The organism is Campylobacter sp. TTU_617, assembly GCF_016599045.1.
In the GTDB taxonomy this organism is placed as follows: domain Bacteria; phylum Campylobacterota; class Campylobacteria; order Campylobacterales; family Campylobacteraceae; genus Campylobacter_D.
The window spans coordinates 48716-72892 of the sequence record NZ_JAENKV010000004.1 but is presented as its reverse complement, the minus strand read 5'-3'; the positions used below and the strand labels follow the sequence as shown (position 1 = coordinate 72892).

General features: G+C 26.1%; 19 protein-coding genes and 4 tRNA genes. 6 read left to right on the top strand and 17 right to left on the bottom strand.

Annotated elements, in window-relative coordinates:
• Positions 1 to 21 precede the first annotated feature (21 nt).
• Genes purQ through GQV94_RS03160 form a run of 4 tightly spaced genes read right to left on the bottom strand, consistent with a single transcriptional unit; the run spans position 22 to position 2940 of the window.
• Positions 22 to 669, bottom strand: coding sequence for a phosphoribosylformylglycinamidine synthase subunit PurQ (purQ, locus tag GQV94_RS03175; protein ID WP_200169510.1), 648 nt, complete (start codon positions 667 to 669; stop codon positions 22 to 24).
• Positions 666 to 902, bottom strand: a complete 237-nt coding sequence (gene purS, locus GQV94_RS03170; protein ID WP_200169509.1) for a phosphoribosylformylglycinamidine synthase subunit PurS — start codon at positions 900 to 902, stop codon at positions 666 to 668. Before purS ends, purQ begins: the two co-directional genes overlap by 4 nt.
• A gap of 2 nt (positions 903 to 904) precedes the next feature.
• The gene (purC, locus tag GQV94_RS03165) at positions 905 to 1612 is read right to left on the bottom strand and encodes a phosphoribosylaminoimidazolesuccinocarboxamide synthase (protein WP_200169508.1); all 708 of its coding nucleotides are present in this window, start codon (positions 1610 to 1612) and stop codon (positions 905 to 907) included.
• Positions 1609 to 2940: a S41 family peptidase gene (locus GQV94_RS03160; protein ID WP_200169550.1), complete on the bottom strand. Its 1332-nt coding sequence runs from the start codon at positions 2938 to 2940 to the stop codon at positions 1609 to 1611. The genes purC and GQV94_RS03160 overlap by 4 nt, the downstream gene beginning before the upstream one ends.
• Before the next feature lie 204 nt (positions 2941 to 3144).
• On the opposite strand from GQV94_RS03160, the gene GQV94_RS03155 reads away from it, so the two are divergent.
• Positions 3145 to 5718 carry an ATP-dependent Clp protease ATP-binding subunit gene (locus GQV94_RS03155; RefSeq protein ID WP_200169507.1) on the top strand — a complete coding sequence of 858 codons (2574 nt, stop codon included), beginning with the start codon at positions 3145 to 3147 and terminating at the stop codon, positions 5716 to 5718.
• Positions 5719 to 5819: 101 nt separating this feature from the next.
• Here the strand turns inward: GQV94_RS03155 and GQV94_RS03150 are convergent, their stop codons facing one another.
• Positions 5820 to 6347: an adenylyl-sulfate kinase gene (locus tag GQV94_RS03150; protein WP_200169506.1), complete on the bottom strand. Its 528-nt coding sequence runs from the start codon at positions 6345 to 6347 to the stop codon at positions 5820 to 5822.
• A gap of 106 nt (positions 6348 to 6453) precedes the next feature.
• Here GQV94_RS03150 and ispG point away from each other — a divergent pair, with 106 nt between their 5' ends.
• The gene (ispG, locus tag GQV94_RS03145) at positions 6454 to 7518 is read left to right on the top strand and encodes a flavodoxin-dependent (E)-4-hydroxy-3-methylbut-2-enyl-diphosphate synthase (RefSeq protein WP_200169549.1); all 1065 of its coding nucleotides are present in this window, start codon (positions 6454 to 6456) and stop codon (positions 7516 to 7518) included.
• A 918-nt stretch (positions 7519 to 8436) separates the two neighbouring features.
• Here ispG and GQV94_RS03140 read toward each other — a convergent pair.
• The gene (locus tag GQV94_RS03140; protein WP_200169505.1) at positions 8437 to 9066 is read right to left on the bottom strand and encodes a hypothetical protein; all 630 of its coding nucleotides are present in this window, start codon (positions 9064 to 9066) and stop codon (positions 8437 to 8439) included.
• Positions 9067 to 9134: 68 nt separating this feature from the next.
• Complete coding sequence (locus GQV94_RS03135; RefSeq protein WP_200169504.1) at positions 9135 to 9665, bottom strand: GNAT family N-acetyltransferase; 531 nt, start codon at positions 9663 to 9665, stop codon at positions 9135 to 9137.
• Between the two features lie 990 nt (positions 9666 to 10655).
• Here GQV94_RS03135 and GQV94_RS03130 point away from each other — a divergent pair.
• Positions 10656 to 12305, top strand: a complete 1650-nt coding sequence (locus GQV94_RS03130; RefSeq protein ID WP_200169503.1) for a site-specific DNA-methyltransferase — start codon at positions 10656 to 10658, stop codon at positions 12303 to 12305.
• Positions 12305 to 14338 (top strand): DEAD/DEAH box helicase, encoded by a 2034-nt coding sequence (locus GQV94_RS03125; RefSeq protein WP_200169502.1) that lies wholly within the window; start codon positions 12305 to 12307, stop codon positions 14336 to 14338. The genes GQV94_RS03130 and GQV94_RS03125 overlap by 1 nt, the downstream gene beginning before the upstream one ends.
• A gap of 1002 nt (positions 14339 to 15340) precedes the next feature.
• On the opposite strand, the gene GQV94_RS07775 is transcribed toward GQV94_RS03125, so the two are convergent.
• From GQV94_RS07775 to GQV94_RS03100, 5 genes are all read right to left on the bottom strand, one after another.
• Positions 15341 to 15499, bottom strand: a complete 159-nt coding sequence (locus GQV94_RS07775) for a hypothetical protein (RefSeq protein WP_234126339.1) — start codon at positions 15497 to 15499, stop codon at positions 15341 to 15343.
• 293 nt (positions 15500 to 15792) lie between these two features.
• Positions 15793 to 15868 (bottom strand) — tRNA-Val (locus tag GQV94_RS03115).
• A 3-nt stretch (positions 15869 to 15871) separates the two neighbouring features.
• Positions 15872 to 15947: transfer RNA gene (locus tag GQV94_RS03110), tRNA-Ala, on the bottom strand.
• Between the two features lie 186 nt (positions 15948 to 16133).
• Complete coding sequence (locus GQV94_RS03105; protein WP_200169501.1) at positions 16134 to 17102, bottom strand: glycosyl transferase family 90; 969 nt, start codon at positions 17100 to 17102, stop codon at positions 16134 to 16136.
• 108 nt (positions 17103 to 17210) lie between these two features.
• Positions 17211 to 17299, bottom strand: a tRNA-Ser gene (locus GQV94_RS03100).
• Positions 17300 to 17404: 105 nt separating this feature from the next.
• Between GQV94_RS03100 and GQV94_RS03095 the strand changes: the two genes are divergently transcribed.
• Both GQV94_RS03095 and GQV94_RS03090 read left to right on the top strand, forming a co-directional pair.
• Positions 17405 to 17481 (top strand) — tRNA-Met (locus GQV94_RS03095).
• A gap of 277 nt (positions 17482 to 17758) precedes the next feature.
• Positions 17759 to 19042, top strand: coding sequence for an adenosylmethionine--8-amino-7-oxononanoate transaminase (locus tag GQV94_RS03090; protein ID WP_200169500.1), 1284 nt, complete (start codon positions 17759 to 17761; stop codon positions 19040 to 19042).
• Here GQV94_RS03090 and bioD read toward each other — a convergent pair.
• Genes bioD through carB form a run of 5 tightly spaced genes read right to left on the bottom strand, consistent with a single transcriptional unit; the run spans position 19029 to position 24044 of the window.
• Positions 19029 to 19628 carry an ATP-dependent dethiobiotin synthetase BioD gene (gene bioD / locus GQV94_RS03085; RefSeq protein WP_200169499.1) on the bottom strand — a complete coding sequence of 200 codons (600 nt, stop codon included), beginning with the start codon at positions 19626 to 19628 and terminating at the stop codon, positions 19029 to 19031. The genes GQV94_RS03090 and bioD overlap by 14 nt on opposite strands.
• Positions 19628 to 19945, bottom strand: a complete 318-nt coding sequence (locus GQV94_RS03080; protein WP_200169498.1) for a DMT family transporter — start codon at positions 19943 to 19945, stop codon at positions 19628 to 19630. Before GQV94_RS03080 ends, bioD begins: the two co-directional genes overlap by 1 nt.
• Positions 19946 to 19953: 8 nt before the next feature.
• Positions 19954 to 20298 (bottom strand): DMT family transporter, encoded by a 345-nt coding sequence (locus tag GQV94_RS03075; RefSeq protein WP_200169497.1) that lies wholly within the window; start codon positions 20296 to 20298, stop codon positions 19954 to 19956.
• 50 nt (positions 20299 to 20348) lie between these two features.
• Positions 20349 to 20771, bottom strand: coding sequence for a Sua5 YciO YrdC YwlC family protein (locus GQV94_RS03070; protein ID WP_200169496.1), 423 nt, complete (start codon positions 20769 to 20771; stop codon positions 20349 to 20351).
• 6 nt (positions 20772 to 20777) lie between these two features.
• The gene (gene carB / locus GQV94_RS03065) at positions 20778 to 24044 is read right to left on the bottom strand and encodes a carbamoyl-phosphate synthase large subunit (RefSeq protein ID WP_200169495.1); all 3267 of its coding nucleotides are present in this window, start codon (positions 24042 to 24044) and stop codon (positions 20778 to 20780) included.
• Positions 24045 to 24177 lie beyond the last annotated feature (133 nt).

Here is a 24177-nt window from a genome sequence, read left to right as displayed (position 1 = left end):
AGAAAAATCTTAAAAAAGCAATCAAGAAATAAATCCTTTTAAGATTTTAAGCCCTATGTCGCTTCCTAAGATATTTTCGCAAAATCTTTCAGGATGAGGCATAAGACCAAAAATTTTTTTATTTTCATCACATATTCCTGCTATATCACATAATGAACCATTAGGATTATTTATATATTTTAAAAGAATTAAATCTTTATCTTCAAGTTCTTTTAAATCATCATCAGTGGCAAAGTAATTTCCTTCTCCGTGTGCAATAGGTAATGTAATAATCTCTTCTTTGTTAAAATATCTCAATAAGGCATTTTGATTTGAAATTATTTTTAATTTTTGATTTTTTGAAATAAAACTAAGACTATTGTTTGCTTTTAAAGCCCCTTTTAAAAGTTTTAATTCTAAAAGAATTTGAAAACCATTACAGATTCCTAAAATGTAACCGCCTTTTTTTGCGTGTTCTAATATAGCCGGTATAATAGGAGCAAATTTTGCAATTGCGCCACATCTTAGATAATCTCCATAAGAAAATCCACCGGGTAATACAACCAAATCAGTTTGAAATTCTTTTTCTTCATGCCAAATGATTTGTGTTTTTAAATTTAGTTTTTCAAAAGCATATTGAGTATCTAATTCACAATTAGTTCCAGGAAATCTTATAATAGCTACTTTCATATAATAATCTCATAATCTTCTATAACGTCATTAACTAAAAGTTCTTCACACATTTTTTTTACTTCTTTATTTGCTTTCATTTTATCATTTTCATTAAGTTCAAGAATGATTTGTTTTGCCATTTTAACATTGTTTACATTATTAAAATTTAGAGCATGTAAAGCTTTTTGTATAGTTTTTCCTTGAGGATCTAAAACACCTTCTTTTAAAAAAATATTAACAACAATTTTCATAGTTATCCTACAATTCTTCTAAGTATTTCTTCATAGCCTATTTTAACATTTCCTAGATCTTGTCTAAATCTATCTTTATCAAGCTTTTCATTGGTATTTTTATCCCAAAGTCTGCAACTATCAGGACTAATTTCATCAGCTAAAATAATTTCTTGATTTTTAGAAAGACCAAATTCTATTTTAAAATCTATTAGTTTTAAATTTCTTTGATCGAAAAAATCTAATAAAATCGTATTAATTTTTCTTGCCAATTCTTTTATAGTTATAATTTGATTTTGGTCTTTAACTAAATTTAAAAGTAAGCAATGCTCATCATTGATAAAAGGATCTCCAAGTTTGTCATCTTTTAAACAAAATTCTACTAGAGTAAAGGGGAGAACCTTTCCTTCTTTTATACCAAGTCTTTTACTTAAAGATCCTGCTGCAATATTGCGAATTAAAACTTCTATAGGAATAATTTGACATTTTTTAATCAGTTGTTCATTATCACTAATAGCTTTTACAAGATGAGTTTTAATACCATTTTTTTCTAATAATTCGAAAATTATAGTACTTATTTTACAATTTAATTTACCCTTACCTTCTTCTTTGCCTTTTTTTTCTGCATTAAATGCAGTTAAATCATCTTTAAATTCCGCAATAAACAAGTCATCATCTTGTGTTTTGTAAATTTTTTTACCTTTACCTTCATAAAATAAATCTTTTTTCATTGACTTACCTTAAGATTTAAAATTTTAATTGTATCAATCGCTGTTTTTAATTGGGCATCTTCATTAATTTGTTTTGATGTAATTAAATTTTTATCATCTTTATTTTGATTTTTTAAATCTTTTTGCTTATCAAGTTTTTCTAATTCATTTTCAAGGTGTTGTTTTAAATCGCTTTCTTTAATAGTAAAACTATTTTTATCTGTATTTACTTTTCCTGGAAAAATTTCAATATCTGGTTTAACTCCTATAGCTTGGATAGTTCTACCGCTTGGCAAATAATATTTTGCTATGGTTAATCTTAAAGCTTCATTTTGATTAATAGGAATAATTTGTTGAACACTTCCTTTACCAAAGGTATTTTCTCCTACAACAATAGCTCTTTTTAAATCTTGCAAAGCCCCACTGACTATTTCACTCGCACTTGCACTTCCTCCATTGACTAGCACTACTAAAGAGGCATTAGAAATTTTATTTTTAGCATCTGCTTTATATTCTTGATTTTCTTCTTTTATGCGTCCTTTTTGAGAAACTATTATCCCTTTATCAACAAAAAGATTAACAAGACCTACAGCTTGATTTAATAATCCTCCAGGATTATTTCTTAAATCTAAAATAACTCCATTTACTTTTGGATATTTTTTAAGTTCTTTGCTAGTTTTCTCTACAATATTTTTATCAAAATTTGTAACTCTAATATATAATATATTTTCATTTTCTATAAGTTTTGAATAAACACTATCAACCTTTATAATATCTCTTGTTAAGGTCACATTAAAAGGCTCATTTGCCCCTTTTCTAAAAATTGTTAAAGTAATTTTAGTTTTTGGTTTTCCTCTCATTTTATCAACAGCATCGTTAAGCGAAATTCCTAAAGTAGCTTCATTGTTGATTTTTAAAATAATATCTCCTGGTTTAATACCTGCTTTATCAGCTGGAGTTCCCTCTAAAGGAGAAATAACAGTCAAAGCTCCATCTTTCATACCAACAGTGATTCCAAGCCCTCCAAATTCACCATTAGTTTGAATTTTCATATCATTGAAGTCTTTTTCATTTAAAAAAGAAGAATGTGCATCAAGATTATTTAAAAGTCCGGAGATTGATTTATCTACTAAATTGGTAATATTTATATCATCGATATAATATTGCTCGATGATTGCTAAAGTTTTAGTTAATTTTTCCAAAGATTGAAGACGTTGCTGTATTTGCTCATTTGTATTGTTTGTTTTAGCTTCTAAAACATTGACTATAAAAAAACAAAAGATTAAAGATCCTATAAAGCCACTTATTAGGGCAAAAATTCTTTTAGCTTTCAATTTTAAACTCCAAATTTTATTTATTATTTTTTAATTTTAATAAACTTAACTTAAAGAATCGTAAATAAATCAAGAATATATCTAGAAAAACATAATTATTATATAATTGTATTTATAGTATTTATATAAATAAAATTAATAAAAATATATAAATAAACTTGACATAATATGACTAAAGTTATATAATAATCTAAAAAATGAAATAATTAAGGATGGGTTATGGCAAATATACAAGATTATTTAACAGATTCTATGCTTTCAAATCTTGAAAGTGCAGCATCTTTAGCGATATATTCTAAAAATAATGAAGTAGTTCCTTTGCATCTTTTATGGGCTTTAACTGTAGATAGTGCTAGTATTTTAAATCAAATTTTAAATAAATTAAATATTTCTAAAGAAGCTTTAGAGCTTGAGATTAAAAGCAAAATTTCAAATCTTGCAACAAGTTCAAATGTAACAAAAGAAAATATTAAATTTTCTAATGAAATAGTCAATTCTTTAGAAAATGCCAAAGGTTTAATGAGTGCTAATGGAGATAGTTATTTATCTGTAGATATTTGGCTAATAAGTGAGAGTGAAAAAGAACCTATTAGAGGAATTTTATCTAAATTTTTAGATATAAAAGAATTTCAAAAAGAGTTGCAAAGTTTAAGAGCTGGACGTAAAATAGATAGTAAAACAAGTGATGAAACTTTAGATGCTCTTAATAAATTTGGTATTGATTTAACTCAAAAAGCTATTGAATCAAAGCTTGATCCTGTCATAGGTAGAGAAGAAGAAATAGAAAGATTAATGCAAATTTTAATTCGAAAAACCAAGAATAATCCTATTTTATTAGGAGAACCTGGTGTTGGAAAAACTGCAATTGTAGAAGCTTTAGCACAAAGAATTGTTAAAAAAGATGTTCCAACTTCTTTGCAAAATAAAAAATTAATTGCTCTTGATATGAGTGCATTAATAGCTGGTGCAAAATATCGTGGTGAATTTGAAGATAGATTGAAATCTGTTGTTAATGAAGTAATTAAAAGTGAAAATATTATACTTTTTATTGATGAAATTCATACTATTGTTGGAGCTGGGGCAAGTGAAGGTAGTATGGATGCGGCAAATATTTTAAAACCGGCACTTGCAAGAGGTGAACTTCATACTATAGGAGCAACAACTTTAAAAGAGTATCGTAAATACTTTGAAAAAGATGCTGCTTTACAACGTCGTTTTCAACCTGTAAATGTTGGTGAGCCAAGTATTAATGAAGCTTTGGCAATGTTAAGAGGTATTAAAGAAAGACTTGAAATACACCATAATGTAAGTATTAATGATAGTGCTTTAGTAGCTGCTGCAAAACTTTCTAAACGTTATATTGCAGATAGGTTTTTACCTGATAAAGCTATTGATTTAATTGATGAAGCTGCAGCTGAACTTAAAATGCAAATAGAAAGCGAACCAAGTTCTTTAAGAAAAGTGAGAAAAGATATAGAAACTTTAGAAGTTGAAAATGAAGCTTTAAAAATGGAAAATAATGAAAAAAATCAAAAAAGGCTTGAAGAGATAACTAAAGAATTATCTAATTTAAAAGAAAAACAAAATACTTTAAATTCTCAATTTGAAAACGAAAAGGCTGTTTTTGATGAGATAAGTTCAAAGAAAAAAGAAATTGATCTTTTAAGAAATGAAGCTAATTTGGCTAAAAATAAAGGAGAGTTTCAAAAAGCTGCTGAGCTAGAATATGGTAAAATTCCAAGTTTAGAAAAAGAGCTTTTAAATGCCGAAGAAAAATGGAAGAAAATGAGTGAAAATGGAGTTTTGCTTAAAAATCAAGTAGATGAGGATTTAGTAGCTGGAATTTTAAGCAAATGGACAGGCATAAGTGTGCAAAAAATGCTTACTTCTGAAAAAATTAAATTTTTAGAAGTTGAAAAACATTTAAAAGAAAGTGTCATAGGTCAAGATAAAGCTTTAGCTGCTTTAGCAAGAGCTATAAAGCGCAATAAAGCAGGGCTTAATGCAGACAATAAACCTATAGGAAGTTTTTTATTTTTAGGACCAACTGGAGTAGGAAAAACAGAGTCAGCTAAAGCTTTGGCAAAGTTTTTATTTGATGATGAAAAAGCAATGATTCGTTTTGATATGAGTGAATTTATGGAAAAACATAGTGTATCAAGACTTTTAGGAGCACCTCCAGGATATATTGGACACGAAGAAGGTGGAGAATTAACTGAAGCTGTGCGTCGTAAGCCTTATAGTGTGCTTTTATTTGATGAGGTTGAAAAAGCTCATAAAGATGTTTTTAACATACTTTTAGGTATTTTAGATGATGCTAGAGCAACTGATAGCAAAGGAGTTGTAGTTGATTTTAAAAATACCATTATAATCTTAACTTCAAATATTGCTTCTTTGGCTATTATGAATTTAGATGGCGAAGAAAAAGAAAATGCAATTAAAAACGAATTAAAAAATTTCTTTAAACCAGAATTTTTAAATCGTTTAGATGATATTATTACCTTTAACCCTTTAGGAAAAGATGAGGCTTATGAGATAGTTAAGCTTCTTTTTAGAGATTTGCAAAAAAATTTGGCTAATAAAGGGATTAAAGCAGAGCTTAGTGAAGAAGGAGCACTTTTGATTGCAAAAGAGGGTTTTGATCCTGAATTTGGAGCAAGACCTTTAAAAAGAGCTATTTATGATATGATAGAGGATAAATTAAGCGATATGATTTTATCTGATAAATTGAATGAAAACGATAGTATTTTAATTGATACTAATAATGATGAAATAGTGATTAAAAAAGTATAAAAGTAAATACTTTTATACTTTTTTATAAAAATAAATTATAAATACTATGCTTAAGTGATAAAATATAATTAGATTTTAATTTATTTTTTTAGAAAAATATTTTAAATTTTTAAAAAATTTAAAATATTTTCAACTTTTTGTTCTAAATTACCAAATTGATTATTATCTATAATTAAATCTGGTTTTGGTTCATCATATTTTAAGTCAATACCTACAACATTATTAATCTCTTTATTTATTGCTTTGGTATAAAGATTTTTTTTATCACGTTTAATAAGCTCTTCAAGTTCGCATTGGATATAAATTTCACAATAATTTTTTAAAGTTTTTCTATTATAATCGTAAATTTCTTTAAACATTGAAATTGTACTTACTATAACTATCATTTCTTGAGAACTTAAAAAATGGGCAAATTGAGATCTTTTTAACGCCATATTAATGCGTCCTTGTTTATCATAATCGTAATTTCCAAGTAAATCTCTTAATTCATCTCCATCAAGATAAATAATATTTTTATATTTTAAACACAATTTTTTATATAAAGCTTCAGCAATATAACTTTTTCCACTTCCTGCTAAACCTGTTAGCCAAATAACTAAGCCTTTGGAAAAATCCGATTTTTCTTGCATTAAAAATCCTATAATTTTAAATATTTTTATAAAATTTTATCAAAAAAATAATAAAATAAACTTTCATTAAAAAAATATACAAATGAAAATAAATTAAAAGAAGTTTATAATGTATAAAAGATTTAAAACAAGAGAAATTAAAGTAGGCGATGTTACGATCGGAGGAAGTGCTCCAATTTCTGTGCAATCCATGTTATTTACTAAGACAAGAGACATTGATAGCTCATTAGATCAAATTAATCGTTTATATTTTGCAGGAGCCAATATAGTGCGTTTAGCGTGTTTAGATATGATAGATGCTAGAGCTTTAAAAGAGATTAAGCAAAAAAGCCCTTTGCCTTTAATTGTTGATATACATTTTAATCATAAACTAGCTGTTTTTTGTGCTGAATTTATTGATGGTATTAGGATAAACCCTGGAAATATAGGTTCTAAAGAAAATGTAAAAGACGTAGTTAAGGCGTGTAAAGAAAGAGGCATTCCTATACGCATAGGCGTAAATCATGGATCAATTGAAAAGCAATTTAGTGATAAATACGGATATAATGTTGATGCTATGCTTGAAAGTGCTCTGTATAATATTAAACTTTTGGAAGATTTAGACTTTTTTGATATTAAAATTTCTATGAAAACTTCAGATGCACAAAAAACTATAGAAGCTTATGAAAGATTAAGACCACTTTGCGATTATCCTTTTCACTTAGGTGTTACTGAAGCCGGAACTAAATTTCATAGTACAATAAAAAGTTCTATTGCTTTGGGGAATTTACTTCTTAAAGGTATAGGTGATACAATAAGAGTTTCAATGACAGGAGAGCTAGAAGAAGAAATTCGCGTAGCAAGAGCAATTTTGCAAGATAGTGGTGTGCAAAAAAGTGGAGTAAATATCATCTCTTGTCCAACTTGCGGGAGAATTCAAAGTGATCTTATAAAAGCTATAAAAATAGTTGAAGAAAAAACTAAACATATCAATAAACCTTTAAATATCAGTGTAATGGGTTGTGTTGTAAATGCTTTAGGTGAAGCAAAAGGGGCTGATGTTGCCATAGCATTTGGTAAAAACCAAGGACTTGTAATAAGACATGGAGAAGTGGTGGCTAAATTAAAAGAAGATCAACTTGTAGAGAGATTTTTACTTGAGGTTGAAGATGAAGCAAAACAAAGGGAATAATATTAAATTTAAAAATAAAATTAAAAGAGAATAAATCAATTTTTAATTTCAAGTATTTTAAATAATTACACAAGATTAAACTATCTTGGTAGGTATATAATTTTATTTTTTTGCTTTTTAAGAAATATTTAATTATAAATTATATTTGAAAAAATGATTATAAAGTATTAAATTTTATATTCTAGACTAGTAAAATTTCTTGCAATTTTAAGAATGTATTTTTTGAGCAGTTTAAAATATTATTTGGTTTTATCTTTGGATTTTAAAGAAAAACATTTAACTTATATTATCTTTTAAATAAGATTTTTAGAAGATTAAAGTAAAAATTTATCTTAGCTATTCTTTTAAAATATTTCAAATATTTTGATAGTATTGATTATATTCTTAAAATAAAATGTTGAATCTAACTTTTACACTTTAAATTAGAAAAATAAAAGTTATTTTTATATTTTTAAAATTCTATGATTTGGGTTTTTACTAAAATTATTTAAAGTAGCTATAATTCCTAAATTTATGATTGTTTTTAGATATTAAAAATGAGATGATAGAATAAAAACTTTTGAAACAATAAATTTTTTAGTCTGGATTCTAAGTCTTAAATATAAAGAAATTTGAACCAAACACAAATAATTATATTAGTTAGGAAATTTTGACGAAGATATTTTTATAGCATTTAGAAATTCTTTTTTTAAATATAAAAATATCTTTTTAATATAAATAATATTTTATAGAAAATAATAATTTTTAAAAATCAATCTTGAAAACTTTTATATTTATCCAATTTTTAGAAAATTTTTGTAAGTAAAAAAGAAATAAAAAATTAAAACATATAATTTCTTTGAATATTTTTATAATAAAGATACATAAAAGCATCTTTTTTATTTGAAAAATTATAAAAATTAATAAGTCTAAATAATCTCACCCACCACCAATAAAATATTTTTCAACATCATCAAGCAATTTTTCACATACTCTAGAATCTGTATTTTTTTCAACAACTAAATTAATATAAGTCTTTGTATCTCTAAAACTTCCTGCTGATTTTGAATTTTCTCTAGTAAGTTTTTGATTATCTTTTGTGTATTCTATGGTAATATTAAATTTTAAAGCAGCACTAGCTTCTCCTAAATTTGTTTTTACCAAAACATTCATTTGTGAAGCTTTTGCCAAGGTAGCTTGAGTTTTTGAAATAATTTCTTTAAAGCGTTGACATGATTTTATAAGTGTTGAAATAAATTTATTATCAAGTGCTTCATAAGCTACTTTGAGTTTATTTTTAATATCTTTTGTGCTTTCTTTTTCTGGAGCAACAAAAACCATATAAAAACCAGTTTTAATTTGCACATTATCTGTTTTGGCATCACGTCCGCTAGACATAACTTTAACATAAATAGCATTATCAAGATAAACACGATCTATCATAGGACCATAAATTTCATATTCTTTTTTACGCACTATAACTTCTCTTGCTAAAACATTTAGTTTTACATTAGCATCGTGGATTACAGGCTCCATTTCTTTTTTTATTTCGAGTAATTCTTTTAACATTAAAATTCCTTAAAATTGTCTGCTACGTAAAGATTTATTATAACAATATTTTTCTTACAAAATTTTTATTAATCAAAGTTAAAGTTTTTTAGAATTTTTTCATAAGCAAAGAATTTATCATTATAATTTTTTATATTAAATTCGCCACAAAATTGATAATTTAATTTTTTAAAAAGCGAATTCATAGGTAAATTTTTACTTAATGTATCTGCTCTTAAGCTTAATTTATTATTTCTTATAGCAAATTCTTCGCAAAAATTTAAAAGCTTAAAACCAACTCCTTGTCTTTTGAAATTTTGATTGACTGCTAAACGATGTAAATATAGAGCTTTATTATTAAATTTAGGATTAAAATGTACATCTTCGTATTCTTCCATAAAAAGTTCATTGATACAAACAAAACCTAGAATTTGTTCTTTTTTGCGACAAATATAAAGATGATTTTTATCGATATCTTGAGTAAAGATTTCAAAATTTGGATAGTTTTCATTCCATTGATGAAAGCCTAATTTTTTCATAGATATTAAAGCGTTTTGGGTTATTTTCAATATAGAGTCTAAATCTTTTAAAGTGGCTAATTCTATAATTAGCTTTTGCATTCATCTCCTTTTATAATAAAATATTAATTTTATTATAAAAATTAAATTTTAAAATAAGTTGAAGATGGGTAAAGTAAAATTTTTTAATTAAATTTTGTAATTTAACTAAATTTTATCAATATTTGCAAAATATCTATTTTAAATAAAAAGTCATACTATTCATCTATTATTTGAGTTATTGTAGTTTTTATTTTAAAGATTTAATAAAATTTATTTTTTAAAGATTTAAAAAATAAATTTTATATTTATAATGTATAGTTTATGTATTTTAGTATTATAGATTACGTAAAAATATTTAGTATAAAATATATAAAATGTAAAATAATTATAAATTAATGATAATTTGCGTTTATTTAAAATACTTGATTTTGTATGAGTAAAATAATTTAAATCTTTTATTTCATGCTGTAAATCCATGATTTGTGTTTGTAATTTCAGTAGCCATTGTTAATATTTTCTTCTAGGTTTTGTTCATGGTTTCTTGAAAAAGTAGAAAATGAAGTTAAGGGTTTGTTTTTATATAATAGTTCAAATTTATTTCTGCTTCTTGCAATATTTCCATAGTAGTTAAACCATTTTCTATTTGCTTTTTTAATTTATGCTAGATAAAATTTTACCATTTTTTCTTATAGTAACACCAAATTCATTAGATCTGACATTCCTAAAATTTTGATTGCATTTGGATAATTAGCATTCATAACATTCCTTTTTTGGTTTTTTAATTATAAGTATAAAATATTTTGTCTTATAAATATAAAAATTAAGATGAGATTTTAGCAATAGCAAGATATTCTCTGCGAGGCTCATAGAAAAAAATGATTTTCTTGAGATTATTTTTTTAATTTATGATTTGTAATTTTTATGCATGCCTAAAAATATTTAAATAATTATCTTATGTATTTTTATTATAATTTCACAAAATAAATATCATGATTTTACTCAACAAATGAATAGTAATTTATTAGATAATAAATTTAAGAAAGGCATAAAATGGAAAGAAATGAATTGCAAAGCTTACAAGAATTAAAAGAAGAAGAAAAAATAAAAATTTTAGATCGTGCAAGTAATGGTATATTAGAAAAAGAAAATGCAGATTTTCTAATAAAACTTATCGATAATGCAGAAAATAAAACAGAAGTTTTAAAAATATCAGCTCTAGGTATGACTTATAAAAGAACAGGGTTTCATTTTGATGTACGCTTGGAGAAAAACGAAGGACAAACAATAAGATATTTAAAAAAGAATGAAAATCTTAGTTTTGATCAAGGTGGAATTACTCATAAACTTATAATAGGCGATAATTATCCTGCTCTTTTAAATCTTTTAATTAACTACAAAAATAAAATTAAAGTAATTTATATAGATCCACCTTATGGAAAAGATGATTTAGGTGAATTTGCACAAACTAATTACAATAATGCGATCACAAGAGATAATTTGCTTTCCATGCTTTATCTAAGATTAGTATTAGCAAGACAACTTTTAAAAGATGATGGCGTTATTTTTTGTAGTATTGATGATAGAAATCAAGCTTATGTCAAATGTTTGTTTGATGAAGTTTTTGGGGAGGGAAATTTTATTTTTTCAGCACCAAGAGTAATAAAAAAAGGTGGTAAAAGCACCAATACTATTGCAAAAAATCATGATTATATAGTTTCATATGCTAAGAATTTAGATCTTATGGATAATTTTTCTTTAGATGAGCGAAATACGGATAAATTTATATTAGAAGATGAATATGTAGAAAAGCGTGGAAAATATGCACTAACTCAAACATTAGATTATAGTTCTCTTCAGTATTCAAAAAATATGGATTATCCGATTGAAATAAATGGAAAAATATTTTACGCAGGAAGTGATTATGAGAAATATTTAGAACGTCAAAATGGAAAACATGGAAATACAGATTGGGTGTGGAGATGGTCAAAGTCTGCTGTTGAGTGGGGAATAGAAAATGGATTTATTGTTATAAAAAATAATAGAATATATACTAAATCTTATGAAAAATGTCGTAAAAAAAATGGTAAAAACGAAATTGAATATATAGAAGGAAAATCTTATACTACATTGTCGTTTTTAGAAAATGAAAATTCAAACGATAATGGAAAAACAGAATTAGATCTTCTTTTATCAAAAGATAACTCTAATGCTCCTTTTAAAAACCCAAAACCTAGTGCTTTAATAATAAATTTATTAAAAATGGTATCATTTGGTAATATGGAAAATAATAATGATATCATTCTAGACTTCTTTGCGGGTAGTGGAACTACAGGACATGCTGTTTTGGAATTAAATAAACAAGATGGTGGTAATAGACAATTTATTTTAGTTACTAATAATGAAATAACAGATTTAAATCCAAATGGAATTGCCTTAGATGTTGCTTCAAAGCGTTTAAAAAGAATCATGAGTGGAGAATGTTATGATAAAAGTAAAGATTTTAAATGGTTAGAAAAAAATACTCCTTATGGAGATAGCTTAGAAGTTAGTGAAATTCAAAGTATTGCTTCAAGCGATCATTCAGTTTTTGAAAAAATAGATGAAAAACTTTATGGAAAAGGTTTTGAAAATATCCATGATAAAATAGAATGGATATGTAAAGAATTTGAGCTAACTTGCAGAAAAATAGAAGGTGAATGATGAAACAAGAAATTATAGAACTACAAAATGAAGCTGTAAATTCCTTGTTTAATTTAGCTATGCAAGGGAAAGAAAATATCACCTTAAAAGCACCCACTGGAAGTGGTAAAACATACATGATGGCAAGTTTGATGAATAAAATGCTAGAAATCGATGATGATTTTATCTTTATAGTTTCTACTCTCTCTAAAGGAAATTTAGCAGGACAAAATTTTGAAAGTTTTGCAAATTTATCTTTAAATGCTTTTACAAGATTAAACCCTTTTTACATTAGTAGTGGTGCAGAAAATACAAAAAATACAGAATATAGTCTATATATTGACATAAATCATAATGTGTTTGTTTTACCTACCTCACAATATACTAAAGCAAGTAGAATTAATAAAGAAAAAAGTTTATTAGTATTTTTAGAAACTTGTAAAAATCTAGGTAAAAAAATAATTTTAATAAGAGATGAAAGCCATATAGCTACAAATCAGCTAAATGAGTTATCAAATTATTTTACTCAAGTTATTAATTTTTCAGCTACTCCTAAAAATGATCAATTTGATGTTTGTATATCAGAAAATGACGCTGTTAGTGCAAATTTGATTAAAAAAGTAGAATATATAGAAGATGAAGAAGATTTAGAAAGTGGATTAAGCAAAGCTTTAGATAAATTTAAAAGCATTAAAACAATTTATAATAAAGAAGGGATAGTACCTGCTTTTATAATACAAATTTCTAATCAAAGTATTGCAGAATATGAAATGAAAATCATCAGAAAAGTTATAGAAGAAAAAGATTTAAAATGGGTATGCTTTGTAGAAAAAGAAAATGGCTACGAAAGTAATAGTAGATTAGAAAAAGTAAAAAATAAAAGCCTGTGGCAAAACTATGTTAAACAAAATGATTTTCCTATTGATGTTGTAATCTTTAAAATGGTTATAACAGAAGGCTTTGATATGCCTAGAGCTTGTATGCTTTATCAAGTTAGAAATTCACAATCTAAACAACTTGATGAGCAAGTTATTGGGCGTATAAGGCGTAATCCTTGTTTAACATATTTTGAAAAATTAGATAAAAATACTCAAGAAATTTTTAGTACAGCTTATGTTTATGGTATAAAACCTAAAGAAGATCAAAATAAGCCCACAAAAGTGAAATTAAAGGGTGAAATTAATAAAGGTTTATTTGAAAACGAAATAATCAAAGAATTTGCTCCATTTAAAATCACTGCTCTTAAAGAAGTTGCTTTAGATGATATAGATATATCAGATTGTATTAACAATGATATAGAATACTATAACGATTCTATTTTCAAAGCTTATAAAAAATTTCAATCTTGTAGTGATAAAGTAAAAGAAAAACAAAGAGATTTTGTTACAGATTTTAATAAATGGTTTGTGTTTAATGCTAATTTAGATAATATCAGCAATAAGGTAAGTTCTGTTGTTGAAGATTATGAAAAATATGGAGAAGTAATTGAAGTTCAATTAAGAGATGATATTTATAGTTTTTTTAATGGTAATGGAAAGCCTATTATAATCAATGATTGGATTTGGACTAACGAAGAAGAAGAATTTCAATTTGATAGTGAAGCTGAAGAGGAATGGTTTAAAATTCTTAGCAAAATAAAAAATAAATGTTGTAAAACTATAGAAATTGATGGCGAACTAGTTTATTTATTTGGCAAGAATTTTATAGATAAATCAAATATTAAATTTGATTATTATCACACAAGAAAACACACAAGTTATCCTGACTTTATCTTTAAAGATAAACAAAATAAAATTCATATTTTTGAAGTAAAAAGTGTAAATAAAAGTGATTCTTCAAATATAGATGAGATTTCATACAAAGAAAAAATTAAAAAACTAAAAGAAGCCTATATTTATGCAAGTAGAAAAACAGGATATGTTTTTTATCTTCCTGTGAAGATCAATGATGATTGGAAAATATGGAAATGTGAAAATGGAGTGGTTAAAAAAAATATAAATAAAGAAATGTTTGTTGAATCTATGAGAGGTGAAAAGCAAGGTAGGTTATTTTGATCTGGCAATTTGATAATCTAAAAAAGGTTGCTGATTTTATGGATAATTTTCCACAGAAAGTAAAAAGAAAATTTTATAATCTGTTTCAAGTTATGAAATATAAGGTTTTATACTCTTTTTAACGAAATTAAAAAGAGTATAAAAATAATCATGAGAAATAAAATAACCCTGCCATTAAATAATATATTTATATTCCCAAAAATTCTAAATCATTTAAATAATCATCATATCATTGTAAAAGTTTTCTTTTTTACATAATGGCTGCTTTTTCTCTTTCATAAGAAAATTTTATTTGGTTAAGTTCTTTATGCGTAAAAACACTTTCAATAACTTTTTCGATAATATTTAATTAAAAGCTCTGCCTTGTATTGAGAGTAAATAGTTCTAAATGTAACTCTAAAATCATGAGAACTAACTTGTCTATGCCACATTTATTTTTTGTCTCCTAAAAATTTTAATGATCTTGGCCTATGCTATCTCTATTAATGTGTTCTTGTAAGGTTTGTGTAAAAAAACGAAATCACTAATTTCTCTGCTAAATAAAAATTGCTCTTTTAATACTTTAATCATTGTTTGGTAAGTGGAATTTCATGTGTAATTTTGTTTTTGTTTCATTTGCTAGTATAGTTTAAATTTATTTTTCAAAATCTATATTAGCCTATTTTAGCAGTATTAAAAGATCTATTGATACTAAATGTAAATATAGAGCCCTTTTTATTTATTTTTTATTCTATTATCTTGCTTTAGATCCTGAATAAATTCTTTTAAATCTTGATTGAATTAAACCAGGATATTTTGTATCTATGTTGTGGTTGTTTTGAAATCTTTTAGGAGAAGTAAAGTTATCTTTTAAGTCATATAATTTCCTATAATTTTTACATCCAAATTGCATAAACTTGGTATGAGGTATTTTTTCTACTATTTGCGTAATTTTTTAAATAGCTATCACTAAGGTATTTCTATATAAAGAATAAATAAGTTTTTAATTTATATTTATCATTTTCATTTTTTTAGCAACTGTATATCTTTAGATTTTTCAAATTCTTTTAAAAATTGAATAGCTTCTTTTCTAGCTTTAGCTACGCTATAAATTCTTTCTCTAAATTCTTTAAATTTTGTGTATTTGTTATCAATTTTAATACTAAAAGTTTTTTTGACCACTAGGATATACAAAAGTATAAAGCTCTTTTAGATTACCTACGCTTTTTTATATTGTTTATCGCTAGGTTTTAAATTTCTAATATCTTTATTTTGTAAGCTTTGTTTTGCTATGTTCGCCATTATTTTCCTTTAAAGAACTCTATTAGGTTTTAAACCTTAATAATGACCTTAATTAATTGAAAATAATTATAACACAAAAGAAATTAATTGAAATCAAAAATCATTTAGTTTGTTTATGTATAGTATTTTGAAAGCATTTTTTTGGAAATTAAAGAAATCGAAAGAAATAAAAATGGTGGCTCCGATTGGACTTGAACCAACGGCCACTACCATGTCAAGGTAGTGCTCTACCAGCTGAGCTACGGAACCATATGGTGGAGCATAGCGGGTTCGAACCGCTGACCCCAACGCTGCCAGCGTTGTGCTCTCCCAGCTGAGCTAATGCCCCTTAAAATTTAAAATTCTATCGTAATATTACTTTTTTTTGGCTGAAAATGAAAATCGAATTAATATTTTTTAAATATTTTGATAAATTAAAATGTATATAAAATTTAATAAGTTATAGAATTCAAAAATAATTCATTCTTAAAAATTTAAAATCACTATAATATAAAATTAATTTAAAAAAGACAAATTACTTAATCAATGCTAGAATGTCTTTTTCGTATTCTTTTTTACCAAGATCAAGTTGCCCAGAGTAGTAAAAATATTTAGCTAAAACTAAAATTCCTATATGAAATTCTTTTTTCTTATCTAAAAATTGTTTGATGTGTTTATGTGCGTTATGGATAATTTCCAATGCATCTTTGGGATGATTATTAAAATGATCAATCACTTTAGCTAAATTTTCATTATCAATTAAAGCAAAATGATAATTTGGTTTTAAAGATCCTTCCATAAACCAAGTTTCACAAGTCATTTTTGGAGTCAAAACTAAAGAATTAGAATTCATCGCCCATTTTAAATTACTTGCTACGTCATTGCCTTCTAATGAAATTATAAATTTATATTTCATCTGTTCTTTTTTACTTAAAAAAGATTTTTTCCATTGATTAGGTTGTTTTGAAGTATCTCCTATATCGCAAAATGTTTTATTAAAATAAGAGTGAAAAAAATTTTTTCTATGTTCTTGATATACAGCACCCCTAAAAATCGCTATATCTTTTTTATTTTCATAACTTATACCATCCTTTAAAAAACAAAAATGTCTATTTTTATCAAGTTTTAATAAAATATTATTTTTATTATTATCTTCTAGTGGTCGTGATTTACAAATAGTTGGACTTTTGAAAGTATATCTTATATCATTAAAATCTTTATCCCATAAAAATCCATCTTTGAAGTATTTGCTAATTTCATAAGCATCAAAAGCATAAGAAGTTTTTTTAAAAGGAAATTTTCCTATTTTTTCTTTTTTTGTTGGTGTAAAAAATTGATTTATTTTATTATAATACTTAACTCTAGTTTGTATATTTTCTAATTCTTTAGTGTTGTATTTTAGAATTTCATTAAAAATTTTATTTAAATTTATTTGGAAAAAATATCTTGGTATAAATGATATGCTTATACCCTTTAAATTCATAAATAATCTTGATTGAAGCATTATAAAACCATTACTTTTTCCGGCATTCTATCAAAAAAAAAAAAAACAAATTCAAGTGTTGCTTGGCTGATTGAAAAATTTTAATGAGTATTTGAAGTTTTAATTAAATGGCAGACAGGAAGGGATTTGAACCCTCGAAAGCTTTTAACTTTACACGCGTTCCAGGCGTGCTCCTTAAACCGCTCGGACACCTGTCTAAAAAAGCGATTATTATAGCTAAAATTTTATAAATAAACAAAATCAGAAAATTTTTAGAAAAAAAAGCTATAATTCTTTTTTGTATTTTAAATTTGCTTTTTTAAGTCAGGGTAGCTCAGCTGGTTAGAGCGCTGGTCTCATAAGCCGGAGGTCGGGAGTTCAAGTCTCCCCCTTGACACCAAATCTCATTTAAATTACTACTCTTAAATATACTTTTAAATAAATCTAATTTTTACTTAAGAATTTTTATAATTTATCTATATTAGTTTTAATATAAAATTAAACAAAAACTTATATTGATGTTTTAATAAAAGCAAGTTTTTAAAATTTTTAGAATAAATATAAGTATTTATTATATAAAATATCTTAGCAAGTAAAATAAATCTAAAATATTTTTTATAATTAATTCTTTTAAAGAATTAAAAATTAAAGAAAATTATAAGATGTCTAAAGGCTAAATGATGCATAGTGATTTGAAAAATTTGGATTTAAAATATATTTGGCATCCTTGCACACAAATGAAAGATCATGAAAATATACCTTTAATTCCTATAAAAAAAGCAAAAGGAATATGGCTTTATGATTTTGATGATAAAGCTTATATGGATTGTATAAGTTCTTGGTGGGTAAATCTTTTTGGTCACTCTAATGCTTATATAAGTAAAGCCATAAAAGATCAACTTGATGTTTTAGAACATATAATTCTAGCTGGTTTTTCGCATAAGCCTATTATAAAATTATCTTCAAGACTTTGCTCACTTTTGGGAGATAAATTTAGTAAATGTTTTTATGCAGATAATGGTTCTTCTGCAGTAGAAATAGCTTTAAAAATGAGTTTTCATTATTTTTTAAATCAAAATAAAAGAAAAAATAAATTTTTATCTTTAAGCAATTCTTATCACGGGGAGACTTTGGGAGCTTTAAGCGTAGGAGATGTATCACTTTATAAGAAAACTTATACTCCTTTATTGTTAGAGTGTTTAAATACTCCTGTGCCTTTGGGTGAAGACTTTGAAAAAGAATTAAATATATTAAAAAATATTTTAGAAAAGCATTCTAACGAGCTTTGTGCTTTTATATTAGAACCTTTAGTGCAATGTGCAGGAAATATGCATATGTATAAGGCTGAATTTATAGATGAGGCTATAAAACTTTGTCGTTATTATGGAGTACAAGTTATTTTCGATGAAATCGCAGTTGGTTTTGGACGCACAGGCACGCTTTTTGCTCTTGAGCAATGCAGACAAAAACCGGATTTTATTTGTCTTTCTAAAGGGATTACTGGAGGTTTTATGCCTTTATCTGTAGTTGTAACAAAAGATGAAATTTATAATGCTTTTTATGCTCCTTATGAAGCGCAAAAAGCTTTTTTGCATTCTCATAGCTATACGGGAAATGCTTTAGCTTGCACAGCTGCTAATGCTGTTCTTGATATCTTTGAAAAAGAAAATATCATAGAAAAAAATAAAGATTTAAGTTTTTTCATTAAAGAAGAATTTGCTAAATTAAAAGAATTTGAGTTTTTGGCTAATTTTAGAACTTGCGGAATGATTAGCGCCTTTGATATCATAAAAAGCAAATATCAAAGAGCAGGGCTTGAAGTATATAAAAGGGCTTTAATTAAAGGTTTGCTTTTAAGACCGCTTGGAAATACTATATATTTTATGCCTCCTTATATTGTTACTAAAGAGCAAGTTTCTTATGTAGTGCAAAGTTTAAAAGAAATTTTTAAAGATTTTTAAGAAGAGTATTCATTTGTTTTTGAAATTCTAAATTAATAAGATTTTTTGCATCTAAAAACTCTAAATTAATGATAGGAATTTGAGAGTAATTTTGTATAAAATTATCTTGTAAAATATCTTTTTGTCCCATCATTGCAAGAGCTATGATATCAATAGATCTTTTTTTTAAGGCTTCTATACTTAATAAAATATGATTAATGCTACCAAGATAGTATTTTGCCACTAAAATAGTAGGAAATTTAAATGTACTCATAAAATCTATCATAGTATAATGTTCATCTATAGGAGAAAAAAGTCCTCCAGCAATTTCTATAAGTAAATTTTCACTTTTTGGAATTTGAATTTCAAGACCTTTAAAGGTAAGATTTTCTTTGATTTTTCCAAGATGAGGAGAAGCTGGAGTTTTTAAAAAAATACCCTCTTTAAAAATTTTAGTTTTTGGACAAAGCTTAGCTATTTTTTGGCTATCTGTTGGTGTTCCTGCTTGAATTAATTTAAAATAATCATAATCAAAATTTGCACAAAAACTTGCACTAAAATGAGTTTTTCCTACATCTGTATGAATTCCACTGATATAAATTTTCATTAATTTCCTAAAAGTTTTAAGCCTATACTTGAAGCTAGAATTAAGCCAAGAAAGAAAAATTTTAACATATTTTTACTTTCTTTAAAAAATATAATTCCAACGATAACACCACCTCCAGCACCAATACCTGTCCATATAGCATAGGCTACTCCCATAGAAATTTCACGCATAGCTAAAGAGAGAAAACTAAAACTAAGAGAAAATTGAATCAAAATAATAAATAAAAAGATTTTTTTACCTGTATTAATTAGTTTTTTCATAGCTATAACGCCTATGATTTCCATACAACCTGCTAAAAATAAAAAAAACCAACTCATTTTATAACTCAATCTTTATTTTCTTTACTTATAAATTTAAGACCTATAACTCCGCTAAGCAAGGTTAAAATAAGTATAATTTTAAATAAAGAAAAATTTTCCTTAAAATAAAACATTTCAACTAGCACTACTCCAGCTGTTCCAATTCCTACAAATACAGAATAAGCAATGCTAACTTCAATCTTTTTCATGGCAATAACCGCACAAGCAAATGAAATGCAAATTCCTACACCTGTTAAGATATATAAAGGCAAGGTATTAGCGTATTTTAGACCACTTACCCAAAAACATTCAATGATTCCACCTAGAATCACTAAGCTCCAAGCAAGATTTAAACTAATTTGCTTTTTCAAATTTATCCTTTTTGAAAATAAATATTATATACTAAAAATATCATCTAAAATTAGCGTATTTTTCTTTTTCTTTTTTTGCTTAATTTAAAAATTTTAGAAGCACTATCTTCAAAGAGTTTTTGATCTATAATTTTATCTGCAACACTTCTTGCCCAAATTTCATCAAATTTTTCTCCGTGTTTATTTGCTGAAGTGGAAAAAAGCCAATCCCATTCTTTTAAAAATTCTTCGTGTGGATGATCTTTTATAATGCGAATAGCTTTTAAATTTGGATAAATAAAAGTTGTTTTTTTACTTTTTCTTATCAAATTTTTAAAATATTTTGGCACTCTTGCGAGTTTTTTAAGTTCATCAAATTTAGCTGTTGTTATAATGCAAAATTGCTTTTGATCTCTATTTTTTAAAGCATTAAGCTTTTCTAAATTTTTACTTAAAAATCCCGCCGTTGTATCAGTTTGTGCTAAGTAGATCATAATATTTTATACTTTAAGCCATTCTTGTAAACTTTTAACTTCTAAATAACTCTTATCTTGTATAGCTTTTATGCTTTTTGCTCCCGCAAAAGCAGCTCTTAAATTTGTAAAATAAGGAGTTTTAAAACGTATAATATTAGCTCTTATTTTTCTTGTATCTTCTTTAAAACTATTTTCATCACTTGTATTAATAACAAGTTCTATTTCCCCATTTTTTAACTTATCTTCAACATTGGGGCGTCCTTCTGATATTTTATAGATTAACTCGCACTCAAAACCATTTTTAATAATTTCTTTATAAGTTCCACTTGTAGCCATAAGTTTAAAACCGAGTTTTGAGTATTCAGAGGCGATTTTTTTAGTATATTTTTTATCTTCATCTTTTAAGGATATAAAAATACTTCCTTTTTCTGGAAGATTATTAGATGAGGCAATTTGAATTTTAGCATAAGAATTAGCAAAATCTTTACTAATCCCCATTACTTCACCAGTTGATCTCATTTCGGGTCCAAGTTCTAAATCACTTCCACTTAGCTTAGAGAAAGGAAAAACAACACCTTTTAAATTGATTCTTTGAGATTTTTTAGGTCTTAAAATTCCATTTTTTTCTTTAACAATTCCGAATTTATCATAAAAATTTAAAGCCTCTTTTAAATTTCCTTGCCACATTACACGTGTTGCCACTTTTGCTAAGGCTATGCCTGTTGCTTTACTTACAAAAGGAACGGTTCTACTAGCTCTAGGATTTACTTCTATAATGTAAAGCTCATTTTGATAAAGAGCAAATTGTATGTTTAAAAGCCCTATCACTCCTAAATTTAAAGCTATATCAGCTGTTTTTTGTATGATTAATTCTTGTATTTTTTCATCGATATTGCAAGGTGGTAATGAACAAGCACTATCGCCTGAGTGAATTCCAGCTTCTTCGATATGCTCCATAATTCCTGCTACATAAACATTTTTACCATCGCAAATTGCATCAACATCAAATTCGCTTGCATTATCTAAGAACTGATCAATCAAAATAGGGCTTTTATTGCTTAATTTAACAGCTTCTTTAACATAAAGTTTTAATTCTTCTTCATTATGGACAATACGCATAGCACGCCCACCTAAAACATAGCTTGGGCGTACTAAAACAGGATAACCTATTTCATTTGCTTTTAAAATAGCTTCTTCTATGCTATAGGCTGTGCCATTTTTAGGCTGATTGATTCCAAGTTTTACAATAAATTCTGAAAATTTTTTTCTATCTTCAGCAAGATCAATGACTCTAGCATTTGTCCCTATAATCTTAGCTCCAAAAGCACTGAGTTGTTTAGCAAATTTTAAAGGAGTTTGCCCTCCAAAATGAACAATAATACCATCTGGTTTTTCTTTTTCTATTACAGCTCTTAAATGTTCAAAATCAATAGGTTCAAAATAAAGCACATCGCTAATATCATAATCAGTTGAAACAGTTTCTGGATTGCAATTATACATTATAGTTTTTATACCCATATCCTTTAAAGCAAAAGAAGCTTGAACACAAGCATAATCAAATTCAATCCCTTGTCCTATCCTATTTGGTCCCCCACCTATAATCATTACCTTTTTTTCTTTTTTTTCTTTTTTGTTTATGCTTTGAGTGAGTTCTAAAACATTAAAACTAGAATAATAATAAGGCGTAATAGCATTAAATTCACCTGAGCAAGTATCTACTTCGTGAAATTCGGTTATGATATTTTGATTGACTCTTGCATAATAAATATCATTTTGACTTAATTCTAAATTATCTTTTGTATTTATTAAATGTGCAATTCTTTTATCAGAAAAACCCATAGTTTTAGCTTTTCTTAGTAAATTTTTATTGTTTAAAATATCCATATCTATTTTTTTCTCAAAATCAATAATTTCTTTGATTTGATTTAAAAACCAAGTATCTATTTTAGAATACTCATAAATTTCATTGATATTTAGACCTTCTCTAAAAGCCTCAGCTATATAAAGAAGTCTTTTTTCGTTAGCATTTCTTATATTAAAGACAAGTTCATTTTTATCTTTGATATTGATTTCATTAAATCCATCATAATTTTTTTCAAGTGAGCAAAGAGCTTTTTGTATGCTTTCTTTAAAGGTGCGTCCTATGGCCATAACTTCGCCAACGCTTTTCATAGAAGTCCCTAAAATTTTATCTGCTTTAGGAAATTTTTCAAAAGCAAAACGCGGAATTTTAGTTACTATATAATCAATTACAGGTTCAAAAGAAGCAGGGGTTCCCGTAATATCATTTTTAATTTCATCTAAACTAAACCCTACTGCTAAAAGTGTAGCTACTTTTGCTATGGGATAGCCTGTTGCTTTACTTGCTAAAGCACTTGATCTTGAAACTCTAGGGTTCATTTCTATTACTATCATTCTACCATTTTCAGGATTTATGGCAAATTGAACATTTGATCCTCCAGTATCTACTCCAATTTCACGTAAAATTTCAAAAGAAGCATTACGCATAGCCTGATATTCTTTATCAGTTAAGGTAAGGGCAGGTGCTATAGTGATACTATCTCCAGTATGAACTCCCATAGGATCTAAATTTTCTATTGAGCAAACTATAATGCAGTTATCGAATTTATCACGAATAACTTCCATTTCATATTCTTTCCAACCTAGTAAGCTTTCTTCTATTAAGATTTCACCTATAGGACTTAAAGATAGTGCTTGTTGGGCAAGTTCTTGAAATTCTTCTAGATTATAAACAACCCCACTTCCAGCTCCGCCTAAAGTAAAAGAAGAGCGTATCATTAAAGGAAAACCTATTTCATCTATAGCTTTTAAGGCTTCATTGTAATTATAAGCATACATAGATTTTGGAAGATCCATACCAATTTTTTTCATACTTTCTTTAAAAATTTGACGATCTTCTCCTTTTTTGATTGCCTCAGGATTAGCTCCTAAAAATTTTACTTTTCCTAAAAGTCCGCTTTCATAAATTTGCATTGCAGCATTTAAGGCAACTTGACCACCCATAGTAGGTAAAATAGCATCAACTTTTTCTTTTTTGATAATGCTTAAAATATTTTCTTTAGTTATAGGTTCTATATAAGTTGCATCAGCAAAATCAGGATCTGTCATAATGGTTGCTGGATTTGAGTTTATAAGTACGACACGATAGCCTAGTTCTTTTAAGGTTTTAATAGCTTGAGTACCAGAATAATCAAATTCACAAGCCTGTCCTATGATAATAGGGCCACTTCCTATAAGTAAAATGGTATTAATATCGTTTCGTTTTGGCATAAATTTTCCTATCATTATTTTTTATAAATTATAGCAAATCTTAGTTTTTTAAAACTTGAAATTTAAATTATTTTTATTTTAAGCTTAAATTCACAGGGGGGGGGTATAATCATTTTTTCAAAAATAAAACAGC

Excerpts from the sequence above, each read along its gene's own strand:
- purQ (WP_200169510.1), bottom strand. The coding sequence starts at position 669 with ATGAAAGTAGCTATTATAAGATTTCCTGGAACTAATTGTGAATTAGAT.
- purS (WP_200169509.1), bottom strand. The coding sequence starts at position 902 with ATGAAAATTGTTGTTAATATTTTTTTAAAAGAAGGTGTTTTAGATCCT.
- purC (WP_200169508.1), bottom strand. The coding sequence starts at position 1,612 with ATGAAAAAAGATTTATTTTATGAAGGTAAAGGTAAAAAAATTTACAAA.
- GQV94_RS03155 (WP_200169507.1), top strand. The coding sequence starts at position 3,145 with ATGGCAAATATACAAGATTATTTAACAGATTCTATGCTTTCAAATCTT.
- GQV94_RS03150 (WP_200169506.1), bottom strand. The coding sequence starts at position 6,347 with ATGCAAGAAAAATCGGATTTTTCCAAAGGCTTAGTTATTTGGCTAACA.
- GQV94_RS03140 (WP_200169505.1), bottom strand. The coding sequence starts at position 9,066 with ATGTTAAAAGAATTACTCGAAATAAAAAAAGAAATGGAGCCTGTAATC.
- GQV94_RS03135 (WP_200169504.1), bottom strand. The coding sequence starts at position 9,665 with ATGCAAAAGCTAATTATAGAATTAGCCACTTTAAAAGATTTAGACTCT.
- GQV94_RS03130 (WP_200169503.1), top strand. The coding sequence starts at position 10,656 with ATGGAAAGAAATGAATTGCAAAGCTTACAAGAATTAAAAGAAGAAGAA.
- GQV94_RS03125 (WP_200169502.1), top strand. The coding sequence starts at position 12,305 with ATGAAACAAGAAATTATAGAACTACAAAATGAAGCTGTAAATTCCTTG.
- GQV94_RS03105 (WP_200169501.1), bottom strand. The coding sequence starts at position 17,102 with ATGCTTCAATCAAGATTATTTATGAATTTAAAGGGTATAAGCATATCA.
- GQV94_RS03090 (WP_200169500.1), top strand. The coding sequence starts at position 17,759 with ATGATGCATAGTGATTTGAAAAATTTGGATTTAAAATATATTTGGCAT.
- bioD (WP_200169499.1), bottom strand. The coding sequence starts at position 19,628 with ATGAAAATTTATATCAGTGGAATTCATACAGATGTAGGAAAAACTCAT.
- GQV94_RS03080 (WP_200169498.1), bottom strand. The coding sequence starts at position 19,945 with ATGAGTTGGTTTTTTTTATTTTTAGCAGGTTGTATGGAAATCATAGGC.
- GQV94_RS03070 (WP_200169496.1), bottom strand. The coding sequence starts at position 20,771 with ATGATCTACTTAGCACAAACTGATACAACGGCGGGATTTTTAAGTAAA.
- carB (WP_200169495.1), bottom strand. The coding sequence starts at position 24,044 with ATGCCAAAACGAAACGATATTAATACCATTTTACTTATAGGAAGTGGC.